This window comes from Streptomyces sp. NPDC048566, assembly GCF_043199735.1.
Taxonomy (GTDB): Bacteria; Actinomycetota; Actinomycetes; order Streptomycetales; family Streptomycetaceae; genus Streptomyces.
Genome location: NZ_JBICWL010000014.1, coordinates 52,456 through 73,229, shown reverse-complemented (window position 1 = coordinate 73,229; position 20,774 = coordinate 52,456). Strand labels below are relative to the sequence as shown.

Annotated in this window: 14 protein-coding genes and 1 pseudogene; 3 read left to right on the top strand and 12 right to left on the bottom strand. The window is 75.1% G+C overall.

The window, feature by feature from the left end; all coding sequences use genetic code 11:
* Nucleotides 1-266 precede the first annotated feature (266 nt).
* Nucleotides 267-1,781, top strand: a complete 1,515-nt coding sequence (locus ACGFS9_RS21415; protein ID WP_393255237.1) for an MFS transporter — start codon at nt 267-269, stop codon at nt 1,779-1,781.
* A gap of 79 nt (nt 1,782-1,860) precedes the next feature.
* Here ACGFS9_RS21415 and ACGFS9_RS21410 read toward each other — a convergent pair whose 3' ends face one another.
* The 9 genes from ACGFS9_RS21410 to hrcA all read right to left on the bottom strand — a co-directional run bounded on the left by ACGFS9_RS21410 (nt 1,861) and on the right by hrcA (nt 12,758).
* The gene (locus ACGFS9_RS21410; protein WP_393255235.1) at nt 1,861-2,853 is read right to left on the bottom strand and encodes an adenosine deaminase; all 993 of its coding nucleotides are present in this window, start codon (nt 2,851-2,853) and stop codon (nt 1,861-1,863) included.
* 313 nt (nt 2,854-3,166) lie between these two features.
* Nucleotides 3,167-4,072 (bottom strand): ribonuclease Z, encoded by a 906-nt coding sequence (locus tag ACGFS9_RS21405; RefSeq protein ID WP_393255233.1) that lies wholly within the window; start codon nt 4,070-4,072, stop codon nt 3,167-3,169.
* A gap of 6 nt (nt 4,073-4,078) precedes the next feature.
* Nucleotides 4,079-4,432, bottom strand: a complete 354-nt coding sequence (locus tag ACGFS9_RS21400; RefSeq protein ID WP_393255231.1) for a histidine triad nucleotide-binding protein — start codon at nt 4,430-4,432, stop codon at nt 4,079-4,081.
* 220 nt (nt 4,433-4,652) lie between these two features.
* Nucleotides 4,653-7,865: a S41 family peptidase gene (locus ACGFS9_RS21395; protein ID WP_393255229.1), complete on the bottom strand. Its 3,213-nt coding sequence runs from the start codon at nt 7,863-7,865 to the stop codon at nt 4,653-4,655.
* A 73-nt stretch (nt 7,866-7,938) separates the two neighbouring features.
* Nucleotides 7,939-8,505, bottom strand: a complete 567-nt coding sequence (locus ACGFS9_RS21390; protein WP_393255227.1) for a hypothetical protein — start codon at nt 8,503-8,505, stop codon at nt 7,939-7,941.
* 146 nt (nt 8,506-8,651) lie between these two features.
* Nucleotides 8,652-9,401, bottom strand: a complete 750-nt coding sequence (locus tag ACGFS9_RS21385) for a 16S rRNA (uracil(1498)-N(3))-methyltransferase (protein WP_393255225.1) — start codon at nt 9,399-9,401, stop codon at nt 8,652-8,654.
* Nucleotides 9,398-10,492 (bottom strand): nitronate monooxygenase, encoded by a 1,095-nt coding sequence (locus ACGFS9_RS21380; RefSeq protein ID WP_393255223.1) that lies wholly within the window; start codon nt 10,490-10,492, stop codon nt 9,398-9,400. Before ACGFS9_RS21380 ends, ACGFS9_RS21385 begins: the two co-directional genes overlap by 4 nt.
* Before the next feature lie 112 nt (nt 10,493-10,604).
* Nucleotides 10,605-11,741, bottom strand: a complete 1,137-nt coding sequence (gene dnaJ, locus ACGFS9_RS21375; RefSeq protein ID WP_393255221.1) for a molecular chaperone DnaJ — start codon at nt 11,739-11,741, stop codon at nt 10,605-10,607.
* Nucleotides 11,742-12,758, bottom strand: coding sequence for a heat-inducible transcriptional repressor HrcA (gene hrcA / locus ACGFS9_RS21370; RefSeq protein ID WP_393255219.1), 1,017 nt, complete (start codon nt 12,756-12,758; stop codon nt 11,742-11,744).
* Nucleotides 12,759-13,100: 342 nt separating this feature from the next.
* Between hrcA and ACGFS9_RS21365 the strand changes: the two genes are divergently transcribed.
* Nucleotides 13,101-13,856, top strand: coding sequence for an MBL fold metallo-hydrolase (locus tag ACGFS9_RS21365; protein WP_393255217.1), 756 nt, complete (start codon nt 13,101-13,103; stop codon nt 13,854-13,856).
* Between the two features lie 31 nt (nt 13,857-13,887).
* Complete coding sequence (locus ACGFS9_RS21360; RefSeq protein ID WP_393255215.1) at nt 13,888-14,694, top strand: DUF3097 domain-containing protein; 807 nt, start codon at nt 13,888-13,890, stop codon at nt 14,692-14,694.
* A gap of 70 nt (nt 14,695-14,764) precedes the next feature.
* Here ACGFS9_RS21360 and hemW read toward each other — a convergent pair whose 3' ends face one another.
* From hemW to ACGFS9_RS21345, 3 genes and pseudogenes are all read right to left on the bottom strand, one after another.
* On the bottom strand, nt 14,765-16,006 hold the full coding sequence (gene hemW / locus ACGFS9_RS21355; protein WP_393255213.1) for a radical SAM family heme chaperone HemW: 1,242 nt from the start codon (nt 16,004-16,006) through the stop codon (nt 14,765-14,767).
* A 77-nt stretch (nt 16,007-16,083) separates the two neighbouring features.
* Nucleotides 16,084-18,202: pseudogene (locus ACGFS9_RS21350) on the bottom strand (SpoIIE family protein phosphatase).
* A 579-nt stretch (nt 18,203-18,781) separates the two neighbouring features.
* The gene (locus tag ACGFS9_RS21345; protein WP_393255212.1) at nt 18,782-20,653 is read right to left on the bottom strand and encodes an AMP-dependent synthetase/ligase; all 1,872 of its coding nucleotides are present in this window, start codon (nt 20,651-20,653) and stop codon (nt 18,782-18,784) included.
* Nucleotides 20,654-20,774 lie beyond the last annotated feature (121 nt).

Genomic DNA, 20,774 nt, shown 5'->3' with positions numbered 1-20,774 from the left:
CCGGCCGCACCGGTCGGACCGCGCCGACCTGCGCGGACGCGTCCCGGAGGGGCTCGGGGCGCGGGGCGGGAACACCGTTCGGTCCGCGATGGAGGCGCGCTCCTACCCCGGTCTCCGGACCGCAAACGGGAAGTGTTCCAGATCACACCTTCCCGCCTTCTTCGCGGAGCCACCCCCTTGATACAAATTGCCCGCGCGTTCCTGTCCGTCGACAGCCGCCCATCCCCCTTCTTGAGCCGCTCCTTTCGCATGCCCTGGGAACGCCCGTGTCCGCCCGCACCACCACGCCCTGGCCCCTCGTCGCCCTTTTCACGGCCGGGTACCTCGCCGCCTACCTGCTCCCCACCACCGTCGGCCGTCTCGACGCCGCGCTGCCGCTGTCGGCGACGCAGGCCGGGGCCGTCGGCAGCCTCCTGCTGCTGGGCTCGGCCTCGGCAGGCTTCCTGCTCGCCTCCCGCGTCGACCGGTTCGGCCCCCGCCCGCTGGCCCGCGCCGGTCTGCTGCTGGCGGTGGCCGGCTACGGCGCCGCCGCGCTGTCCTGCGCGCTCCCCCTGGTCGTCGCCGGGATGGTCGTCGGCGGGCTCGGTTCCGGCACGGTGACCACGGTCGCCGCGGCCCGGATCGCCGGCCGGCCCGACGCGCACCGCGTCACCACGCTCGGTCTGCTGGGCGTCTCCGCCCTCGCGGGCGGGCTGTATCTGACGATCCCGCACCTCGGGCCCGCCCACGGTGTCCCGCCGGCCCTGATCGCCGTCACGGCGCTGCTGGTGCTGCCCGTGACGGGCCGGCTGGAGGCGCGCGGACCGGCGACGCGGGCCGTACGCCCCACGGGTCCGCTGCCCGGTCGCGGCCCGGGTCTGCTGCTGGCCGCGGCGATGGTCCTCTGGTCGCTCGCCCAGAACTCCCTGTGGGGGGTGAGCGGCCGGATCGGCCTCACGCAGGCGGGGCTCGACGAGGTCACGGTGGGAGCGGTGTTCGCGGTGGCGCTGGGTGCCGGACTGCTCGGCGTCGTGGGCGCGGGCGTCCTCGGGCCGCGACTCGGCGGCGCGCTGCCGATCGGCCTGGGCACGGTCCTCATCGCCGGCTGCATCGTGCTGAGCGCGTCCGCGTCCGACCTGGCGTCGTTCGCGACGGGCGAGATCGCCTGGAACACCCTGTACCCGGTGGTGCTGTCGTACGTGATCGGCCTGGCCGCGTCGATGGACCGGCGCGGCCGGTGGGCGGTCCTCGTCGGGTCCGCGTCCTCGCTCGGCACGGCCTGCGGGCCGCTCACGGGCAGCCTGCTGTCGGCGCGGGCCGGATACCCGGCGATGGGCCTGGTGCTGGCGGCCGGTCTGCTGCTGGTCAGCGTGCCGATGACGGTCGTGGCGCGGCACCCGCGCCGCAGCAGGATCGTGGTGGTCCCGGCCGCGGAGGTCCCGGCGCCCGCCCTCACCGTCGTGGAGATCCCGGTTCCCGGGGCCCCGGCACCCGACACCGTCGCGGAACTCCCGGTCGTGGAGATCCCGGTCGTGGAGATCCCGGTGCCCGGGTCCGCGGCCGGCCGGGCCACGGCGGCACGGCTCACCGGCGACGCGGTCGGCGAACTGGCCGGCCTCCTGGCGGAGAGCCCCTCGGCCAAGGACCCGTTCGCGGGCCGCCCCGCCCTCGCGGTCCCCGCCGTCGCCGCCGAGGTCCCGGGCTTCGCCGCCCCGGTCGTCGAGGTCCCGCTGGACACCGCGCCGGCCGGGCGGGACGCCTACGGCACGGCGGTCGGCGCGCCCGGACCCGCGAGCGGGTGACGCCCGGCCGGGACGGCCCGGCCGGCCCCGTCACCCGTCACCCGTCACCCGTCACCCGTCACCCGTCACCCGTCACCCGTCAGGGGAACCGGTACGCCTCGACCTCGGCGATGTAGCGGGCGCGCCGCTCCTCGTCGTCCTCCAGGAAGGACGCCTCGAAGGAGTTGCGCGCCAGTTCCCGCAGTTGCTCGGGGCCGAGGCCGAGGGCTTCGCGCACCGCACGGAAGGTGTCGTCCGCGTACCCGCCGAAGTAGGCAGGGTCGTCGGAGTTGACCGTGCAGAGCAGTCCGGCGTCCATCATGGCGGGCAGCGGGTGCTCGGCCAGCACGTCCACGGCGCGCAGCCGTACGTTCGACAGCGGGCACAGCGTCAGCGGCACCCGGTCGCGGACCAGCCGTTCGACGAGTTCGGGGTCCTCCAGGCAGCGCAGTCCGTGGTCGACGCGCTCGACGCCGAGGACGTCCAGGGCCTCGGTGATGTAGGCGGGCGGGCCCTCCTCCCCCGCGTGCGCGACCCGGCGCAGCCCGAGCGCGGCGGCGGCCTCGTACACCTCGCGGAACGCGGCCGGCGGGTGGCCGACCTCGGCGGAGTCGAGGCCGACGCCGGTGATCCGGTCGAGGTGGGGGCGTGCGGCCTCCAGGGTCTGAAGGGCGGACTCGGCGGACTGGTCGCGCAGGAAGCACATGATCAGCCGGGTGGAGACGCCGTGGGTCTCCTCGCTGCGTCCCAGCGCCCGCCACAGTCCCTCGACGACCGTCCCCATCGGCACGCCCCGGGCGGTGTGCGCCTGCGGGTCGAAGAAGATCTCCGCGTGCCGCACGCCCTGTGCGGCGGCGCGGGCGAGGTAGGCGTCGGCCAGGTCGGCGAAGTCCTGCTCCGTCCGCAGCACGGCCATGAGTGCGTAGTACAGGTCCAGGAACGACTGGAGGTCGTCGAAGAGGTACGCCTTGCGCAGGTCCTCGGTGTCCGCGAACGGGAGGGTGACGCCGTTGCGGGCGGCGAGCGCGAAGGCCAGCTCGGGTTCGAGGGTGCCTTCGATGTGCAGGTGCAGTTCAGCCTTGGGGAGGGACATCGAAGCATCGTACGGTCGGTGACCGGATGGTCCGAAACCGACACCTTCCCGGCACCGGAACCGGCAGCGGGACGGACAGGCGGCGCCGGGCCGCGGGTCGAGGACCCCGAACGAGGCGGCGGGCCGCGCGCACGGCTCCCCACGCCGCGCGGGATGCTCCGGCGGGCGGGTTCCCGGCCCGACGCACCCGCGGCGCGGCACGGGCGGGGGGCGGCACGGGCGGGGGGCGGCACGGGCGGGGGGCGGCACGGGCGGGGGGCGGCACGGGCGGGGGGCGGCACGGGACCGGCCGGGCGATGGCCGGCCGGTCCGGTCAGCGGCGTCTGGGCACCGGGACCCGCACCAGGTCGTGCGCGACGGTCAGTTCGCCGTCGAAGCCGGCCGCGCGGGCCTCCCGCTCGAAGGCGGCGGGGTCGGCGTACCGCTGGCTGAAGTGGGTGAGCACCAGGTGGCGCACGCCCGCCTCCCTGGCGACGCGTCCGGCCTGGCCCGCGGTGAGGTGGCCGTGCTCGGAGGCGAGCCGGTGGTCGCCGTCGAGGAAGGTCGCCTCGATGACGAGCAGGTCGCAGCCCTCGGCCAGCGCGTCCACCCCGTCGCACAGCCGGGTGTCCATGACGAACGCGAACCGCTGTCCTCGCCGCACCTCGCTGACGTCGCCGAGGGTGACACCCCGCAGGGAGCCCTCCCGGTGCAGCAGGCCGACGTCGGGCCCGTGGATGCCGTGGGCGGCGAGCCGCTCGGGCAGCATCCGGCGGCCGTCCGGTTCGACGAGCCGGTAGCCGAAGGACTCGACGGGGTGGGAGAGCCTGCGGGCCTCCAGCGTGTACGCCGGGGTCGTGGCGAGGACCCCGTCGCCGGCGACCGGGGCCTCGGTGAGCGCGACGGTCTCGCGGTAGGCGGTGGAATACCGCAGCCGTTCGAAGAAGTGCCGTCCGGAGAGCGGGTAGTGGGCGGTCACCTCGTGCGGGACGCGGTCCAGGTTGACGCGCTGGATCACACCGGGCAGGCCGAGCGCGTGGTCGCCGTGGAAGTGGGTGACGCAGATGCGGTTCAGGTCGTGCGCGGCGACACCCGCCCGGAGCATCTGGCGCTGGGTGCCCTCGCCGGGATCGAAGAGGAGGCCCTCGCCGTCCCAGCGGAGCAGGTAGCCGTTGTGGTTGCGGTGCCGGGTCGGGACCTGGCCGGCGGTCCCGAGGACGATCAGTTCACGTGCGGACACGGCCGGTCACCCGGGCGGCCACTGGAGCCCGCGGCCGCCCAGCAGGTGGGCGTGCGCGTGGAAGACGGTCTGCCCGGCGCCGCTGCCCGTGTTGAACACGACGCGGTAGCTGTCCAGCTTCTCCTCGGCCGCGACCTCGCCGACGTCGCGCAGGACGTCCGCGGCGACGGCGGGTTCGGCGGCGGCGAGGGAGGCGGCGTCCGGGTAGTGCGCCTTGGGGATGACCAGGATGTGCGTCGGCGCCTGCGGGTTGATGTCGCGGAACGCCACGGTGGTGCCGGTCTCGCGCACCAGCGTCGCGGGGATGTGACCCGCCACGATCTTGCAGAACAGGCAGTCGTCCTGCGGTTCGCCCCTCATGCGTGTGCCTCCTCACGCCCGCTGATCATTGCTCTGCGCATGCTAATGCCCCGGCAGGCGATGTTCGCCCCGTCGCGACGCCCGCCCGCTCGCCGCACCGGGGACGCGCCCCGCTCCGTCCGGGGCGGGTGCGTGCTCCCGGCATGCCGGGAGCACGCACCGGTCGCCGTTCCCCGGCGGGCGGACGGTGCCCGCCGGGGCACCGGCCGCCCGCCGCGGGTCACAGGGGCGGCAGCGACGGTGCGGTCCGGGCCGGGTTCTCCTCCAGCGCGGCGAGCGCGATCCGCACCGCCTCGTCGAGCTGGGTGTCCCGGCCGGCCGCGTGGTCCTGCGGGGCCTGGACGACCTCGACGTCGGGGTCGACGCCGTGGTTCTCCACGCCCCACTCGTAGCCCTCCAGCCAGAAGGCGTACTTGGGCTGGGTGACCAGGGTGCCGTCGACGAGGCGGTAGCGGCTGTCGATGCCGATGACGCCGCCCCAGGTGCGGGTGCCGACGACGGGGCCGATGCCGAGCGCCTTGATGGCCGCGTTGACGATGTCGCCGTCGGAGCCGGAGAACTCGTTGGCGACCGAGACGACCGGGCCGCGCGGCGCGTCCTCCGGATAGCTGTAGGGGCGCAGGCCGCGGGGCAGGTCCCAGCCGACGATCCGGCGGGCGAGCTTCTCCACGACGAGCTGGGAGGTGTGGCCGCCGCGGTTCTCCCGGACGTCCACGATCAGGCCGTCGCGGGCCACCTCGACGCGCAGGTCGCGGTGGAGCTGCGCCCATCCGGAGCCGACCATGTCCGGGACGTGCAGGTAGCCGAGGCGTCCGCCGGACCGCTCGTGGACGTAGGCGCGCCGGTCGGCGACCCAGGCGTGGTAGCGCAGGGGTTCCTCGTCGGCGAGCGGCACGACGACGGCGTGCCGGGGGTCGCCGCCGCCCGCGGGCGAGACGGTCAGCTCCACCGGTTTGCCGGCGGTGCCGACGAGCAGCGGGCCGGGGCCCGCGACCGGGTCGACCGGACGGCCGCCGATCGCGACGATCGCGTCTCCCGCGCGGACCGCGACCCCGGGGGCGGCGAGCGGGGCCCGGGCGTGCGGGTCGGAGGTCTCGGAGGGGAGGATGCGGTCGATGCGCCAGCTGCCGTCGTCGTGGCGGGAGATGTCCGCTCCGAGGAGTCCCTGGGCGTGCTCGCCGCCGGGGTGCCGGCCGGGCGGGGTGACGTAGGCGTGGGAGGTGCCGAGTTCGCCCTGGACCTCCCACAGCAGGTCGACGAGGTCGTCGTGCGTGGCGATCCGGTCGAGGATCGGCCGGTAGCGGTCGAGGACGGCGTCCCAGTCGACGCCCCCGAGGTCGGGGCGCCAGAAGTTGTCCCGCATGAGCCGGCCGGTCTCGTCGTACATCTGGCGCCACTCGGCGGCCGGGTCGACGCTCTGGTGCACCCGTGAGAGGTCGACGGTGATGTTGGTGTCGCTGTCGTCGTCGTTCGAGGCGCGCCGGTCGCTGGGCACCACCTTGAGCTTGCCGTCGGTCCACAGCAGGACCCGCTTGCCGTCGCCGGTGACGGTGAAGTGGTCGGCGTCGGCGGCGAGGTGCTCGATGCGCCGCTGGGCGAGGTCGTAGCGCTCCAGTTCGGTGCGCGGGTCCGGGTCGTCCGGGGTGGCGCGGGAGGCGCCGAGGACGCCCCGTACCGGGTGGCGCAGCCACAGCACGCCGTCCTTGGCCGCGCGCAGCGTCGAGTAGCGGGCGGCCTCGACGGGGAAGGGCACGATCCGGTCGGCGAGTCCGTCGAGGTCGATCCGGGTGCTGGGGGTGCCCTCGCCCTCGGGTGTCTCGTCCTTGTCCGGGGCCTCGAAGGGGCGGCCGTGGCGCTGCGGTCCGAAGGGGGACGGCGTGGTCGCGGCGAGGGTGATGAGGTAGGGGCGGGAGCCGCCGACGAAGGCCAGGTCGAAGACGTGCTCGTCGTAGACGGGGTCGAAGGCGCGGGCCGAGAGGAAGGCGAGGTGCTTGCCGTCGAGGGTGAACGCCGGGGCGTAGTCCCGGAAGCGCAGCGGGGTCGCCTCGGTCACCGACAGGTCGGTGGTGTTGGCGATGCGGAGCTGGCGCAGCGGGCGCGGGCCGGGGTGCGACCAGGCGAGCCAGGCCGAGTCGGGTGAGAAGACCAGGCCGCTGACCTCGCCGTCCTCGCTGCGGTCGACTTCGCGGACCTCGCCGCTGTCGCGCTCGACGAGGAGCACCCGTCCGTCGTGGGAGGCGACGGCGGCGCGGCTGCCGTCGGGTGCGACGGCGAGGCCGAGGACGCGTCCGAGGGCTCCGGCGGCGAGCCGGCGCGGGGTGGCCCCGGGGGCGGTGCCGGTGGCGGGCGCGAACTCCAGGGCGTCGTCGCCCTCGGCGTCGGTCACCCACACGACGTGTTCCTCGCCCTCGGCGCGGAAGGCGCGGGGCAGCCGGGCGCGGACGCCGGGTTCGGCGGCGAGCGCGCGGGCCGGCCCGGAGCGGTGGGTGATCCAGTGGACGGCGCCGCGCACGGAGACGGCGCTGCCGCGTCCGGTGTGGTCGGGGGCGGCGGCGGAGAACCAGCGGGCGGCGCTCACCGGGTGCGGCTGCTGGTCGGCGCGCTGGCCGCCGAGGAGGATGTCGAGGCGGCGGGGTTCGGCGCCGTCGAGGTCGTCCAGGAGCAGGAGTTCACCGGCCGAGGAGTACACGACGCGGGTGCCGTCGGTGGAGGCGTGCCGCGCGTAGAAGCCGTCGAGGGGGGTGTGGCGGCGCAGGTCCGTGCCGTCGGCGAGGGAGGAGTACAGCGCTCCGACGCCCTCGTGGTCGGACAGGAAGGCGATCCGGTCGCCCACCCAGAACGGGTACTCGATGTTGCCGTCGAGGTCCTCGTGCAGGCGGACGAACTCGCCGTCGCCGTCGCGGTCGATCCACAGCTTGCCCGCGGTGCCGCCGCGGTAGCGCTTCCACCAGGCCGCCTCGCGTCCCATCGGGGCGGACAGCAGGACGACCCCGGGACCGCCGTGCGCGACGTCGCCGACGGGGCCGTAGGGCAGCGGGGCGGCGGGGCCGCCGTCGAGCGGGACGGCGTGGGCCCAGCTGCGGCGGAGGCTGGCCTGGCCCTGGGTGCTGAGGGCGAGGACGTGTCCCTCGGGGGTCCAGCCGCGGACCTGGGTCCGCGCACTGCCCCAGTAGGTCAGGCGCCTGGTGGGTCCGCCGGCCAGCGGGGCGGCGTGCACCTCGGGGGCGCCGTCGCGTGTCGACGTCCAGGCGACGGTGGTGCCGTCCGGGGAGACGCGCGGGTGGTTCACCGGCGCGTTGTCGGCGCTGATCCGCCAGGCGCGACCGCCGCCGTCCAGGGGGGCGGCCCAGATGTCGTCCTCGGCCGTGAAGACGGCCAACTCGCCGTGCAGGTGGGGAAACCGGAGATACGCGGGGGGTGCGGACTCTGTCACCCGGTCACCCTACGCAGCCGGGGCGCGGCCCGACAGGGGTTCGGATCACTTGATCCGTGGACGGTCGGGCAGGTCACTTGCCCTGGGAGGGCCAGCAGGTCGGGTCGCCCTTGCACCACATGGTCCGGGTGACGGTCACCGTGACGGTGGGTCCGGGGCCGTTCGGCGGGCGGTAGGTGGCGGGCGGGGTGGGGTTGCCGGTGGCGTTGCAGTCGCCGAGGCCGCTGACGTGGAAGCGCTGCCGGCCGCCGACGGTGGCGGTCAGGTCGCCCCGTACGCAGGCGCCGTCGACGGCGCGGGTGACCTTGCCCTTGACGACGATGTCCCGGTCGTCGCCGGTCCGGCCGCGGCAGTCGACGCTCGCGACGGTGTTCTCGGTCGGCGCGGGCGACCTGCCCGGGGTGTAGACCTTGCCGGCGTTGCCGTAGTTGGCCGTGCAGGTGAGCCAGCGCACGTCCACGTGCTGCCGTTCGAGTTGCCGGGTCGCCGTCCGGTCGGTGGTGTACGCCACGCCGGCGGCGCCGAGACCGCCTCCGGGCTCGCACGCGGTCGCGCCCAACACCCCGGCGGCCACCAGCCCGAGGGCCGGCAGCGCCCGCGGGTGTCCGGCCCGGCTCCTGATCCGTTTCCATGCCCCCATGGACGGCAGCGTGCCACCGCGGGGCGTGCGGCGGTAGACCGCATGCGGCCATGAGCGGGACAACCACCCGAAGGAGTTCCGGGGGCGGCGGTGCGGGGCGCGGGCCGGTGTCGGCTGCGGGGCGCGGGCCGCTCGCGCGGCCGGCGTCAGGACCAGCGGCCGGTGCGGGCCAGCAGCAGGGCGGCGGCGACGGTTCCGGCCGTCGAGGTCCGCAGCACCGTGGGCCCGAGGTGGAAGGTCCGCGCGCCCGCCTCGGTGAAGAGGGCCACCTCCTCGGGGGAGATGCCTCCTTCGGGGCCGACGACCAGCACGATCTCCCCGGAGCGGGGCAGTTCGGCGGTCGCGAAGGGCTCGGTGCCCAGTTCGGTGTCCTCGTGCAGGACGGCGGCGAGGTCGGCCGTGGCGAGAAGTGCGGCAACCTGCCGGGTCGTCAGCGCGTCCGCGACCTCCGGGAAGCGGACCCGGCGGGACTGCTTCCCGGACTCGCGGGCGGTGGCCCGCCACTTGGCGAGCGCCTTGAGGCCGCGGTCGCCCTTCCACTGCGTGATGCAGCGGGAGGCGGTCCAGGGGACGATCGCGTCGACGCCCGTCTCCGTCATGGTCTCGACGGCGAGTTCGCCCCGGTCGCCCTTGGGCAGGGCCTGCACGACGGTGATCCGGGGCTGCTCCGGCGGCTGCTCGGCGACCGAGTCCATCCGCACGACGAGCCGGTCCTTGCCCTCGGTGCCGAGGACGACGCAGTCGGCCCAGCGTCCGGCGCCGTCGGTGAGGACGACGTCCTCGCCGGCCCGCAGGCGCTTCACGGAGACGGCGTGCCGGCCCTCGGCCCCGTCGAGGACGAAGTGGCCGTCGCCGCCCGCGCGGAGGTGCTCGACCAGGAAGACCGGTGCGGTCATCGGGCCGCTCCCCCGTCCGCGGTGGCGCCCGGTGACGACAACGCTGTCCTGGCGGCGGCGAGTTCGGCCGCCAGCACCTCCACCAGGCGTCCGGCGGGCAGGTCGCGCGCCATGCGGTGGCCCTGGCCGGCCCACAGCGCCATGCCCTGCGCGTCGCCGGCCTTGGCGGCGGCCTTGCGCAGCGGGGAGGTGAGGTGGTGGACGTCCGGGTACGCGGCGGGGGCGTAGGGGCCGTGCTCGCGCAGGAACCGGTTGACCAGGCCGCGGGCGGGGCGGCCGGAGAAGGCCCGGGTCAGTTCGGTGCGCACGAACAGGGGGTTGGTGAGGGCTTCCTTGTGCACGGCGTTCGCCCCGGACTCGGGGGTGGCGAGGAAGGCGGTGCCGAGTTGGGCGGCGTCCGCTCCGGCGGCGAGGACGGCGGCGATCTGGCTGCCGCGCATGATGCCCCCGGCGGCGACCACGGGGATGTCCACGGTCTCGCGGACCTGGGCGACCAGCGAGAGCAGTCCGACGCCCGCGCCGTCCGTCTCGGGGTTGTCGCGGTGGCTGCCCTGGTGGCCGCCCGCCTCGACGCCCTGGACGACGACGGCGGCGGCGCCCGCCCGCTGCACGGCGAGGGCCTCCTCGGCGGTGGTCGCGGTGACGAGCGTGAGGGTGCCGGCGCGGTGCAGGGACTCCAGGACCTCCTGGGCGGGCACGCCGAAGTGGAAGGAGACCACCGGTACCGGGTTGTCGAGGAGGACGGCGAGCTTGGCGTCGTAGCCGTCGTCCCGGCCGCTGTCGGGGTCGCCCAGCTCCGTCTCGTACCAGGCCGCCTCACCGGCGAGCTGGTGGGCGTAGACCTCGACCGCGGAGGGGTCCGCGTACTCGGGCTGCGGCAGGAACAGGTTGACGCCGAAGGGGCGTCCGGTCAGCCCGCGCAGCTGTTTGATCTCCTGGTACATGCCGTCGGCGGTCTTGTACCCGGCGGCGAGGCAGCCGAGGGCGCCGGCCTCGGACACGGCGGCCGCGAGCTGCGGGACGGAGACGCCGCCCGCCATGGGGGCCTGCACGATCGGGTGAGGGAGGAGATCGGTCAGTGCGGAGGACATGACGGCATGTTGTCACGTCCTCCGTACAAGTCCGAATCCGGCCGTCGGCTCGGTTGCGGTCCGCCGGGCGGCCGGTCACGGGGCGGCGGCGCCGCCCCGTGGGGCGCTCGCGTCAGCGGCCGTTGAAGGCGTCCTTCAGCCGGGAGAAGAGGCCCTGCTGACCGGGCTGGAACTGGCCGGTGGGCCGCTCCTCGCCGCGCATCTGCGCGAGTTCGCGCACGAGCCGCTCCTGTTCCGGGTCGAGCTTGGTCGGCGTGGTGACCTCGACGTGCACGATGAGGTCGCCCCGGCCGCCGCCGCGCAGGTGCGTGACGCCCCGGCCGTGCAGGGGGATCGACTGCCCGGACTGCGTGCCGGGGCGGATGTCGACCTCCTCCAGGCCGTCGAGGGTCTCCAGCGGCACCTTTGTGCCGAGGGCCGCGGCGGTCATCGGGATGGTGACCGTGCAGTGCAGGTCGTCGCCGCGGCGCTGGAAGGTGGAGTGCGGCAGCTCGTGGATCTCGACGTACAGGTCGCCGGCGGGGCCGCCGCCGGGGCCGACCTCGCCCTCGCCCGCGAGCTGGATGCGCGTGCCGTTGTCCACACCGGCCGGGATCTTCACGGTGAGGGTGCGGCGGGAGCGGACCCGGCCGTCGCCCGCGCACTCGGGGCACGGGGTCGGCACCACCGTGCCGAAGCCCTGGCACTGCGGGCACGGACGCGAGGTCATGACCTGGCCGAGGAAGGACCGCGTCACCTGGGACACCTCGCCGCGACCGCGGCACATGTCGCAGGTCTGCGCGGAGGTGCCGGGAGCGGCGCCCTCCCCGCTGCAGGTGCCGCAGACGACGGCGGTGTCGACCTGGATGTCCTTCGTGGTGCCGAAGGCCGCCTCGTCGAGCTCGATCTCCAGCCGGATCATGGCGTCCTGGCCGCGGCGGGTGCGCGAGCGCGGTCCGCGCTGCGACGCCGTGCCGAAGAAGGCGTCCATGATGTCCGAGAAGTTCCCGAAGCCGCCCGCGCCGAAGCCGCCGGCGCCTCCGCCGCCCTGCTGGGACAGCGGGTCGCCGCCGAGGTCGTAGACCTGCTTCTTCTGCGGGTCCGACAACACCTCGTAGGCGGCGTTGATCTCCTTGAAGCGCTCCTGCGTCTTCGGATCGGGGTTGACGTCCGGGTGCAGCTCGCGAGCGAGCCTCCGGAACGCCTTCTTGATCTCGTCCTGGGACGCGTCGCGGCGCACGCCGAGCACGGCGTAGTAGTCCGTGGCCACTTAAGACTCCGCCAGGATCTGTCCGACGTACCGTGCCACCGCTCGTACCGCTCCCATCGTTCCCGGATAATCCATGCGGGTCGGGCCGACCACGCCGAGTTTGGCGACTGCCTCGCCGCCCGAACCGTAGCCGACGGAGACCACGGACGTGGAGTTGAGTCCCTCATAGGCGTTCTCGTGACCGATTCGCACGGTCATGCTCGAATCCCCGGCCTCCCCCAGCAACTTGAGGAGCACGACCTGCTCCTCCAGCGCCTCGAGAACGGGCCGGATGGTGAGAGGGAAGTCATGTCCGAAGCGGGTGAGATTGGCGGTCCCGCCGATCATCAGCCGCTCCTCGGTCTCCTCGACGAGGGTCTCCAGCAGGGTGGAGACCACGGTCGAGACCGTACCCCGGTCCTCCGCCTCGAAGGCGTCCGGGAGGTCCTGCACGAGCTGCGGGACGTCCGCGAAGGGACGGCCCGCGATCCGGCTGTTGAGCCGGGCCCGCAGATCGGCGAGGGACGTCTCGCCGAACGGCGCGGGGCAGTTGATCATGCGTTGCTCGACCCGGCCGGTGTCCGTGATCAGCACGAGCATCACGCGCGCGGGGGCGAGCGAGAGCAGCTCCACGTGCCGCACGGTCGAACGGGTCAGCGAGGGGTACTGCACCACGGCGACCTGCCGGGTGAGCTGCGCGAGCAGCCGCACGGTCCGGCCGACCACGTCGTCCAGGTCGACGGCTCCGTCCAGGAAGTTCTGGATGGCACGCCGCTCGGGCGCGGTCATCGGCTTGACGCCGGCGAGCTTGTCGACGAACAGCCGGTACCCCTTGTCCGTGGGGATGCGCCCCGCACTGGTGTGCGGCTGGGCGATGTAGCCCTCGTCCTCCAGGACCGCCATGTCGTTGCGGACGGTCGCCGGGGAGACGCCGAGGCGGTGCCGCTCGGTGAGCGCCTTGGAGCCGACCGGCTCCTCGGTGCCCACGTAGTCCTGGACGATGGCGCGGAGCACCTCGAGCCTGCGTTCACTGAGCATCGCGCACACCTCCAGAAGTCGGCTCCGTGGTCCTCGCGGCCTTCCCGGCCGCTCGCCTGGCACTCAGCGCGCCCGAGTGCCAGCGTTCCCCGGGCCAGTGTACGGCGGAGGGGCACGGCCCCGGCAAGGGCGGTCCCGCGATGTCGTGCGCGGGGCCCGCTCACCGCCGGTGCGGTGACCGGAAGGTTCGCCGGACGGCTCGCGGCGTCCGATGCGGTGCATCGCGAGGCGGAGCGTCTCCCGCGTACGGCATGTGCCCGGGTGATGCGACGACGCGGCGAGGCGCGGTGCCGGGCGTCGCGAGCAGGTGAACCGTTCCGGTCGGGGCAGTAGCGTCGCCCCATGAGGCCGACGTGGGAGGAACAGGGGTGGGAGCGGCTGGCGCCGCGGGTCGGGCGGCGGCGCCTTCCGGGCTGGGACTGCACGGTGGGCCTGGTCGCCGGGGACGGCGCGGCGCTGATGGTCGACGCGGGGTCGGACCCCGCGGAGGGCGCGGCGCTGCGCGCGGACGCCGAACGGCTGCTCGGCGGCGGACGGAGCGTGACCCATCTCGCGCTCACCCATCCGCACTTCGACCACGTCTTCGGCGCCGCCGCCCTCACCGGGGCGGAGGTGTTCGCGGCGGCCGGTCCGGCGGGCGCGTTCACCGACGGGCGCGAGGAGCTGGCCGCGGACGCGGTGCGCAACGGGATCGATCCGGGCGTGGCGCGGGCGGCGGCGGACCGTCTCGTGCGGCCCGGGCGGGTCGTGGCGGGGAAGGTCGCCCTCGATCTGGGCGGCGGGCTGCGGGCGGTGCTGGCCGACGTGGGCCCCGGCCACACCGGGCACGACCTGGCGGTGCTGGTCACCGGCCCCGCGGGTCCCGAGGGGCGGAGCGCGCCGGGGACGGTCTTCTGCGGCGACCTGGTGGAGGAGTCCGGCGAACCCCAGGCGGGCCCCGACGCGGTCCCGTCCCGGTGGCCCGCGGCTTTGGACCGGCTGCTCGCGCTCGGCGGCGAGGACGCCGTGTACGTGCCGGGTCACGGAGCGGTGGTGGACGCCGCGTTCGTGCGGTCCCAGCGGGACGCGCTCGCCGCGCGTTTCGGCGTGTCGCGGTGAGTCCCGGCGGGATTCTCCTATCGTCGTGCGAATGCGCCAGTATTCTCCGGACCTGACTCCGCCGTGGAAGAAGCCCAGGCCCGTGCCCGAGGTCCCGGCGGACCCGGGTCTGGTGGTGGAGGAGCCCGGCACCGGTTTCTGCGGCGCGGTGATCGGCTGCGAGGCGGGCACGGTGACCCTGGAGGACCGCTTCGGCAAGCACCGGGTCTTCCCGATGGAGCCGCGCGGCTTCCTGCTGGAGGGGCGGGTGGTGACGCTGGTCCGCCCCGCGGGCGGGGCGCCCACCCGGCCGAGCCGCACCGCCTCGGGCTCCGTCGCGGTGCCCGGGGCCCGCGCCCGGGTGGCCCGGGCGGGCCGCATCTACGTGGAGGGCCGCCACGACGCCGAGCTGGTCGAACGCGTCTGGGGGGACGACCTGCGCATCGAGGGCGTCGTCGTGGAGTACCTGGAGGGCGTCGACGACCTGCCCACGATCGTCGCCGAGTTCGCTCCCGGGCCGGACGCCCGGCTCGGCGTGCTCGTCGACCACCTGGTGACCGGCTCGAAGGAGTCCCGGATCGCCGCGGCGGTCACGAGCGAGCACGCGCTCGTGCTCGGCCACCCCTACATCGACATCTGGGAGGCCGTGAAGCCGTCCTCGGTGGGCATCGCGGGCTGGCCCCGGGTGCCGCGCGGCGAGGACTGGAAGACGGGCGTCTGCCGGGCGCTGGGCTGGCCGGAGAACACCGGCGCGGCCTGGCAGCACATCCTGTCCCGGGTGCGCTCCTACAAGGACCTCCAGCCCGAACTCCTCGGCCGGGTGGAGGAACTGATCGACTTCGTCACCGCCCCGGAGTAACCGCCCCGCGGACGCCGCCGCCCGGCCCGGCCGGGCCGACCCGGGAGGCCGGACGGCGGGTGCGCCCGCGTCAGTCGACCAGGTCCCGGACGACGGCGTCCGCCAGCAGGCGTCCGCGCAGGGTGAGGACGGCGCGGCCGTCCTCGTAGGGCGCCGGGGCGAGGAGCCCCTCGGCCAGCGCGCGGCGGGAGGCCGCGAGGCCGTCGGGGCGGAGCAGGGAGAGCGGGCAGCCCTCGCGCAGCCGCAGTTCGAGCAGGATGCGCTCGACGCGCCGGTCCTCCTCGCCGAGCACCTCGCGCCCGGCGCCCGGGGAGCGGCCGGCGGCCAGCGCCGCCGCGTACGCGCCGGGGTGCTTCACGTTCCACCAGCGGACGCCGCCCACGTGGCTGTGGGCGCCGGGGCCCGCACCCCACCAGTCCGCGCCCCGCCAGTACAGCTCGTTGTGCAGGCAGCGGGCCGCCTCGGAGGTGGCCCAGTTCGACACCTCGTACCAGTCGAGGCCGGCCGCCGACAGCACCTCGTCGGCGATGAGGTAGCGGTCGGCGTGCACGTCGTCGTCGGTCGCCGGGATCTCGCCGCGCCGGATGCGGCGCGCCAGCTGCGTGCCCTCCTCGACGATGAGCGCGTACGCGGACACGTGGTCGGGCCCGGCGCCGAGGGCGGCCTCCAGGGAGGCGCGCCAGTCGTCGTCCGACTCCCCCGGGGTGCCGTAGATCAGGTCGAGGTTCACGTGCTCGAAGCCGGCCGCGCGGGCCTCGGCGACGCAGGCCTCGGGGCGGCCGGGGGTGTGGGTGCGGTCCAGTACCTTCAGCACGTGCTGCCGGGCGCTCTGCATGCCGAAGGAGACGCGGTTGAATCCGCCGTCCCGGAGCGCCGCGAGGTACGCGGGGTCGACCGACTCCGGGTTCGCCTCCGTCGTGATCTCCGCGTCGTCGGCGAGTCCGAACTCGTCCCGGATCGCGCCAAGCATCCGCACCAGGTCGCCGGCGGCGAGCAGGGTGGGGGTGCCGCCGCCGACGAAGACGGTGCGGACCGGGCGCGGGTCGTCGCCGAGGACCTTGCGGGCGAGGCGGACCTCGTCGACGAGGGTGTCCGCGTAGTTGTCGCGGGAGGCGAGCACGCCTCCGGTGCCGCGCAGCTCGGTCGCCGTGTAGGTGTTGAAGTCGCAGTAGCCGCAGCGGGTGGCGCAGTACGGGACGTGGAGGTAGAACCCGAGGGGCCGCCCGGCGGCGCCGGCCAGGGCGTGCGCGGGCAGCGCCCCGTCGTCGGGGACGGGCTCGCCGTCGGGGAGTGCGGAAGGCATGCGGTCCATTGTCCAGCACGGGCGCCGTGCGCGTGCCCGGCCGGTGGACGGGGCCCCGGGCCTCGGTCCGGGCGAGGTTCGCGCCGCTATTCGGCCTGGAGCACCAGCAGCGCCATGTCGTCCTCCGGCGGCCGGGTGCCGAAGGCGTGCACGAGTTCCCGCACGCGCTCCGCGATCGGTTCGGCGCTCAGCCCGGCGCAGCCGGCGAGCGCCCGCGCGAGGCCGTCGTCGTCGTCGAACTGGCGGGTTCCGGCGCGGCGCTCGGTCACTCCGTCGGTGACGCAGAGCAGCGTGTCGCCGGGGTGCAGCACGAACGACTCGGAGGTGTACCCGGGGTCCTCGAAGACACCGAGCAGGGTCTGCGGCGAGGCGACCTCCCGTACGCCGCCGTCGGGGGCCAGCAGCAGCGGCAGCGGGTGCCCGGCCGAGGCGAGCGTGCAGCGGACGCCGCCGTCGAACGGCACCAGTTCCCCGTAGAGCATGGACAGGAAGCGGGTCTGCGGGCCGAGGTCGGTGCCCAGCCCGGGGCCGCCCGCCGCCACGAGCGCGCGGGCCGCGGCGTCGGCCGCCTCGGTGGCGTCGTCCAGGAGGAGCTGGTTGAGCCGGTCGAGGACGTCCGCCACGTCGTACCCCTCGCGGGCGAGCAGCCGCAGCCAGGGCCGGGCGAGCCCGATCACGACGGCGGCCTCGGGCCCCTTGCCCTGGACGTCGCCGACGGCGAAGCACCACCGGCCGTGCCCGGCCGGGAAGACGTCGTAGAAGTCGCCGCTGGGGCCGCCCTTGTCGAGCGGTTCGTGGACGAGGGCGCTGCGCACGCCGGGGATCTCGGCGACCGCGCCGGGCAGCAGCCCGCGTTGCAGGACCCGGCTGATGGTGGCCTGGCGCGCGTACTGGCGGGCCGCGCCGACGGCGAGCGCGATCCGGCGGCCGAGGTCCTCGACCAGGCCGGTCACCTCGTCGGGGAACCCGGTGATCCCGGCCCGCCCGATGACGAGCGTGCCGAGCGGCCGGCCGCCCGCGATCAGCCGGTACGCGAGGGCCGCGCCGCTCGCGGCGCGGCCCCAGCGCCGCACCGGGCCACGGCACGGGGACGGGCCGGGACCGGACGGCGTCGGGCAGCCGCGGCGGGTCCTCCTCCAGGGCGGACCGCAGGCCCTCGACGAGGTGCTCGCTGCCGTGCCAGACGCGGGCGAGCCGGGGGCCGAGACCGGGGCCGTGCCCGCCCGCCCGGTCGGTCGCCTCGTCCTCCAGCCACACCGCGCACCAGTCGGCCAGCCGCGGGACGAGGAGCTGTCCGGCGAGCGCGGCGACGTGGTCCTCGTCGAGCTGTCCGGTCAGCAGGTCGGATGCCTCGGCGAGGAAGGCGAGCGCGCCGCGGTCCAGCCAGTCCCGGCCCTCGGGCGCCCGAGCCCCCGCGGGAGCGGCGTGGTCCGGTCCGGCGGCGTCTTCGGGGCCGGACCCGGCAGCGCGCCCGCTCCCTCCGCCGGCGCTCCCCGCGCCCTCGGTGCTCGCCCCGTGCCGCGTCTGCGGTGCGTGCGGCGGGCCGGCCACGTCCGGGGGGCCGTCGTCCGCCGAGCGCGGTCCGGCTCCCGGGTCGTCCGGGGCGGGCCGCGGGCCGGCCGGCGCACCCCCGTGCGCCGCGGGGACCCCGTCCGGCACGGTGGCGGCGAGCGCGTCGGCGCCGGGGAACGTCTCGGCGCCGCCGTCGAGCAGCAGACGCGCCCACACCGTCTTCACGCCCGGCCGGTAGGTGATACCCCATGCCTCGCAGAGGGCGGCCACGAGCCGCAGGCCCCTGCCGTACTCCGGCGTCCCGCAGGGCCGTTCGGGGCTGTCGTCGCGTACGGCGCGGGCCGGGTGGTGGTCGGTCACCTCGACGACGAGCGGGCCGGGCGGGCCGTCGGGGACGTGCTCCAGCCGGCAGAGCAGCTCGACGCCGGTGCCCGCGTGGACGACGGCGTTGGTGACGAGTTCGCTCGCCACCAGGACGGCGTCCTCGGTCAGCCGCTCGTCGATGACGCCGGCGCCGGGCAGGGCCCGCTCGGTCCAGTCGGCGAGGGCGTCGCGGAGGTGGCGGCGGGCGGCTCCGGCGGCGAGCGGCGTGCCGGGCAGGGTCGTACGGGCCACGGTCTCGTGTGCCGCGGTGTGCGCGGGCAGGCCCGGGGCGCACGCCATGGACTCGCGTTGCGTCGGAATGGCCCCCACGGTGCGGCTCCCTGTGCAGTTCGGACGAAGACACCCCAGCCGATGCGGACAGGGTGACAGAAAGGATGCACCCGTGAGCGGCGAGTCACCGAAATGGGCCGTCCGGCATCGACCGGTGGTAGGGCGAGCCGGGCCGGAAGCGGCCGTCCGGCAGGTGAGCGCAGGACGCCGCCGCGGGGGCCGCGGGCGGCGCGGGGCGCCGTGCACCGCGGAGGAGGGCCACACCGGCGGCGTCGATGCGGGCGCCCCCTTCACCCCGGGCGTGGAGAGCGGTCCGGTCGCAGGGAGGCCGTCGGCCGGGGCGGCAGACGGAGCCCCTGCTCGGGGCCGTGCGCCGGGAGCGGGGCGGATGACGCGTGGGCAACGGGCGAACCGGCGCGATGCGAGCGGGCGAACGGCCCGCAGCGGGCGAACCGCCCCGCGGCGAGCGGGCGAGCGACGTGCCGCGGGCGTGGGGCCCGCGGCGAGCGGCCTGCCGCGGGGGCGGAGCCGCCGAACACGCCTCCGCCCCCGGCGTGCCGGGGGCGGAGGGGAGAGAGCGCGGGAGCTGAGCGGCCGGGCCGGTGGACCGGGCCCGGGTCAGGCCTCGCGGGTGCCCGCGTACATCTCGTCGATCAGGTGCCGGTACTCGCGCTCGACGACCGGGCGCTTGAGCTTGAGGCTCGGGGTGATCTCGCCGTGCTCGACGTCCAGGTCGCGGGGCAGCAGGCGGAACTTCTTGATGGTCTGCCAGCGCTGGAGCCCCTCGTTGAGCTCCTTGACGTACCCCTCGACCATGGCGACCGTGGCGGGCGCGGCCACGACCTCGGCGTAGGAGCGGCGCTCCAGGCCGTTGTCCTTCGCCCACTCCATGATGGACGGCTCGTCGAGGGCGATGAGGGCGGTGCAGAAGTTCCGGTCGGCACCGTGCACCAGGATGTTGGAGACGTAGGGGCAGACCGCCTTGAACTGGCCCTCGACCTCGGCGGGCGCGATGTACTTGCCGCCCGAGGTCTTGATGAGGTCCTTCTTGCGGTCGGTGATCCGCAGGTAGCCGTCCGGGGACAGCTCGCCGATGTCGCCGGTGTGGAACCAGCCGTCGGCCTCCAGCACCTCGGCGGTCTTCTCGGGCAGCCCGTGGTAGCCCTCCATGATGCCGGGGCCGCGCAGCAGGATCTCGCCGTCGTCCGCGATGCGCACCTCGGTGCCGGGCAGCGGCTTGCCGACCGTGCCGGTGCGGTACGCCTCGCCGGGGTTGACGAAGGAGGCGGCCGAGGACTCGGTCAGCCCGTACCCCTCAAGGATGTGGATGCCGGCGCCGGCGAAGAAGTAGCCGATCTCCGGCGCGAGGGCGGCGGAGCCGGAGATGCAGGCGCGCAGGTTGCCGCCGAAGGCCTCGCGGATCTTCGCGAAGACGAGGGTGTCGGCGACCTTGTGCTTGGCGCCGAGCGCGAAGGGCACCGAGGCGGAGCCGGTGCGGCGGAAGTTGTCCTGGCTGGCCTTGGCGTACTCGCGGGAGACGTCGGCCGCCCACTGGAAGATCTTGTACTTGGCGCCGCCGCCCGCCCGCGCCTTGGCCGCGACCCCGTTGTAGACCTTCTCGAAGATGCGCGGGACGGCCGCCATGTACGTCGGCTGCACCACCGGCAGGTTCTCGATGATCTTGTCGACGCGGCCGTCGACGGCGGTGACGTGGCCGACCTCGATCTGGCCGGAGGTGAGCACCTTGCCGAAGACGTGCGCGAGCGGCAGCCACAGGTACTGCACGTCGTCCGGGCCGACCAGGCCGGTGGCGGAGATCGCCTTCGCCATGTACGACCAGTTGTCGTGCGGCAGCCGCACGCCCTTGGGCCGGCCGGTCGTCCCGGACGTGTAGATGAGGGTGGCGAGCTGGTCCGCGGTGATCGCGCCGACCCGCTCCTTGATCAGCTCGGGGTGCTTCTCCAGGTAGGCGGCGCCGCGCTTCTCCAGCTCGGCGAGGGTCAGCACCCAGTCGTCGCTCTCCACGCCCTCGCCGTCGATGACGACGACGTGGGCCAGCTCGGGCAGGTCCGCCCGCTTGTCCCGGGCCTTGGCGAGCTGGGCCGCGTCCTCCGCGACCAGCACCCTGCTCGCGGAGTCGGAGAGGATGAACGCCGACTCCTCCGTGTTGGTCTGCGGGTACACGGTCGTGGTGGCCGCTCCGGCGCACAGGATGCCGAGGTCGGCGAGGATCCACTCGACCCGGGTGGAGGAGGCGAGCGCGACGCGCTGCTCGGGCTCCACGCCGAGTTCGATGAGACCGGCGGCGATGGAGAAGACCCGCTCGGCGGCCTCGCGCCAGTTCAGTGACTTCCACTCGTCGGGGCCCTCGCCCGCGGCCGGGACCGGGTAGCGGTAGGCCTCGGCGTCCGGTGTGGCCGCCACGCGCTCCAGGAAGAGGGCCGCGACGGACGGCGGACGGTTCTCGATCAGGGTCTGTGTGTCGCTCACGACATCCTCCGGGCCCGCGGCGTTGCGGCTGGCTCAATTGCGGCTGTTGTTTAACTCGCGAGTAACTACCGAGCAGAGATCAGAGTAGAGCGCGTCCGGCCGGCGCGTAAGGGGCGGTGGG

Bases quoted from the DNA above. Each gene is read 5' to 3' on its own strand.
- ACGFS9_RS21410 (WP_393255235.1), bottom strand. From the start codon at position 2,853: ATGTCCCTCCCCAAGGCTGAACTGCACCTGCACATCGAAGGCACCCTC.
- ACGFS9_RS21400 (WP_393255231.1), bottom strand. From the start codon at position 4,432: ATGAGGGGCGAACCGCAGGACGACTGCCTGTTCTGCAAGATCGTGGCG.
- ACGFS9_RS21390 (WP_393255227.1), bottom strand. From the start codon at position 8,505: ATGGGGGCATGGAAACGGATCAGGAGCCGGGCCGGACACCCGCGGGCG.
- ACGFS9_RS21385 (WP_393255225.1), bottom strand. From the start codon at position 9,401: ATGACCGCACCGGTCTTCCTGGTCGAGCACCTCCGCGCGGGCGGCGAC.
- ACGFS9_RS21380 (WP_393255223.1), bottom strand. From the start codon at position 10,492: ATGTCCTCCGCACTGACCGATCTCCTCCCTCACCCGATCGTGCAGGCC.
- hrcA (WP_393255219.1), bottom strand. From the start codon at position 12,758: ATGCTCAGTGAACGCAGGCTCGAGGTGCTCCGCGCCATCGTCCAGGAC.
- ACGFS9_RS21365 (WP_393255217.1), top strand. From the start codon at position 13,101: ATGAGGCCGACGTGGGAGGAACAGGGGTGGGAGCGGCTGGCGCCGCGG.
- ACGFS9_RS21360 (WP_393255215.1), top strand. From the start codon at position 13,888: ATGCGCCAGTATTCTCCGGACCTGACTCCGCCGTGGAAGAAGCCCAGG.
- hemW (WP_393255213.1), bottom strand. From the start codon at position 16,006: ATGGACCGCATGCCTTCCGCACTCCCCGACGGCGAGCCCGTCCCCGAC.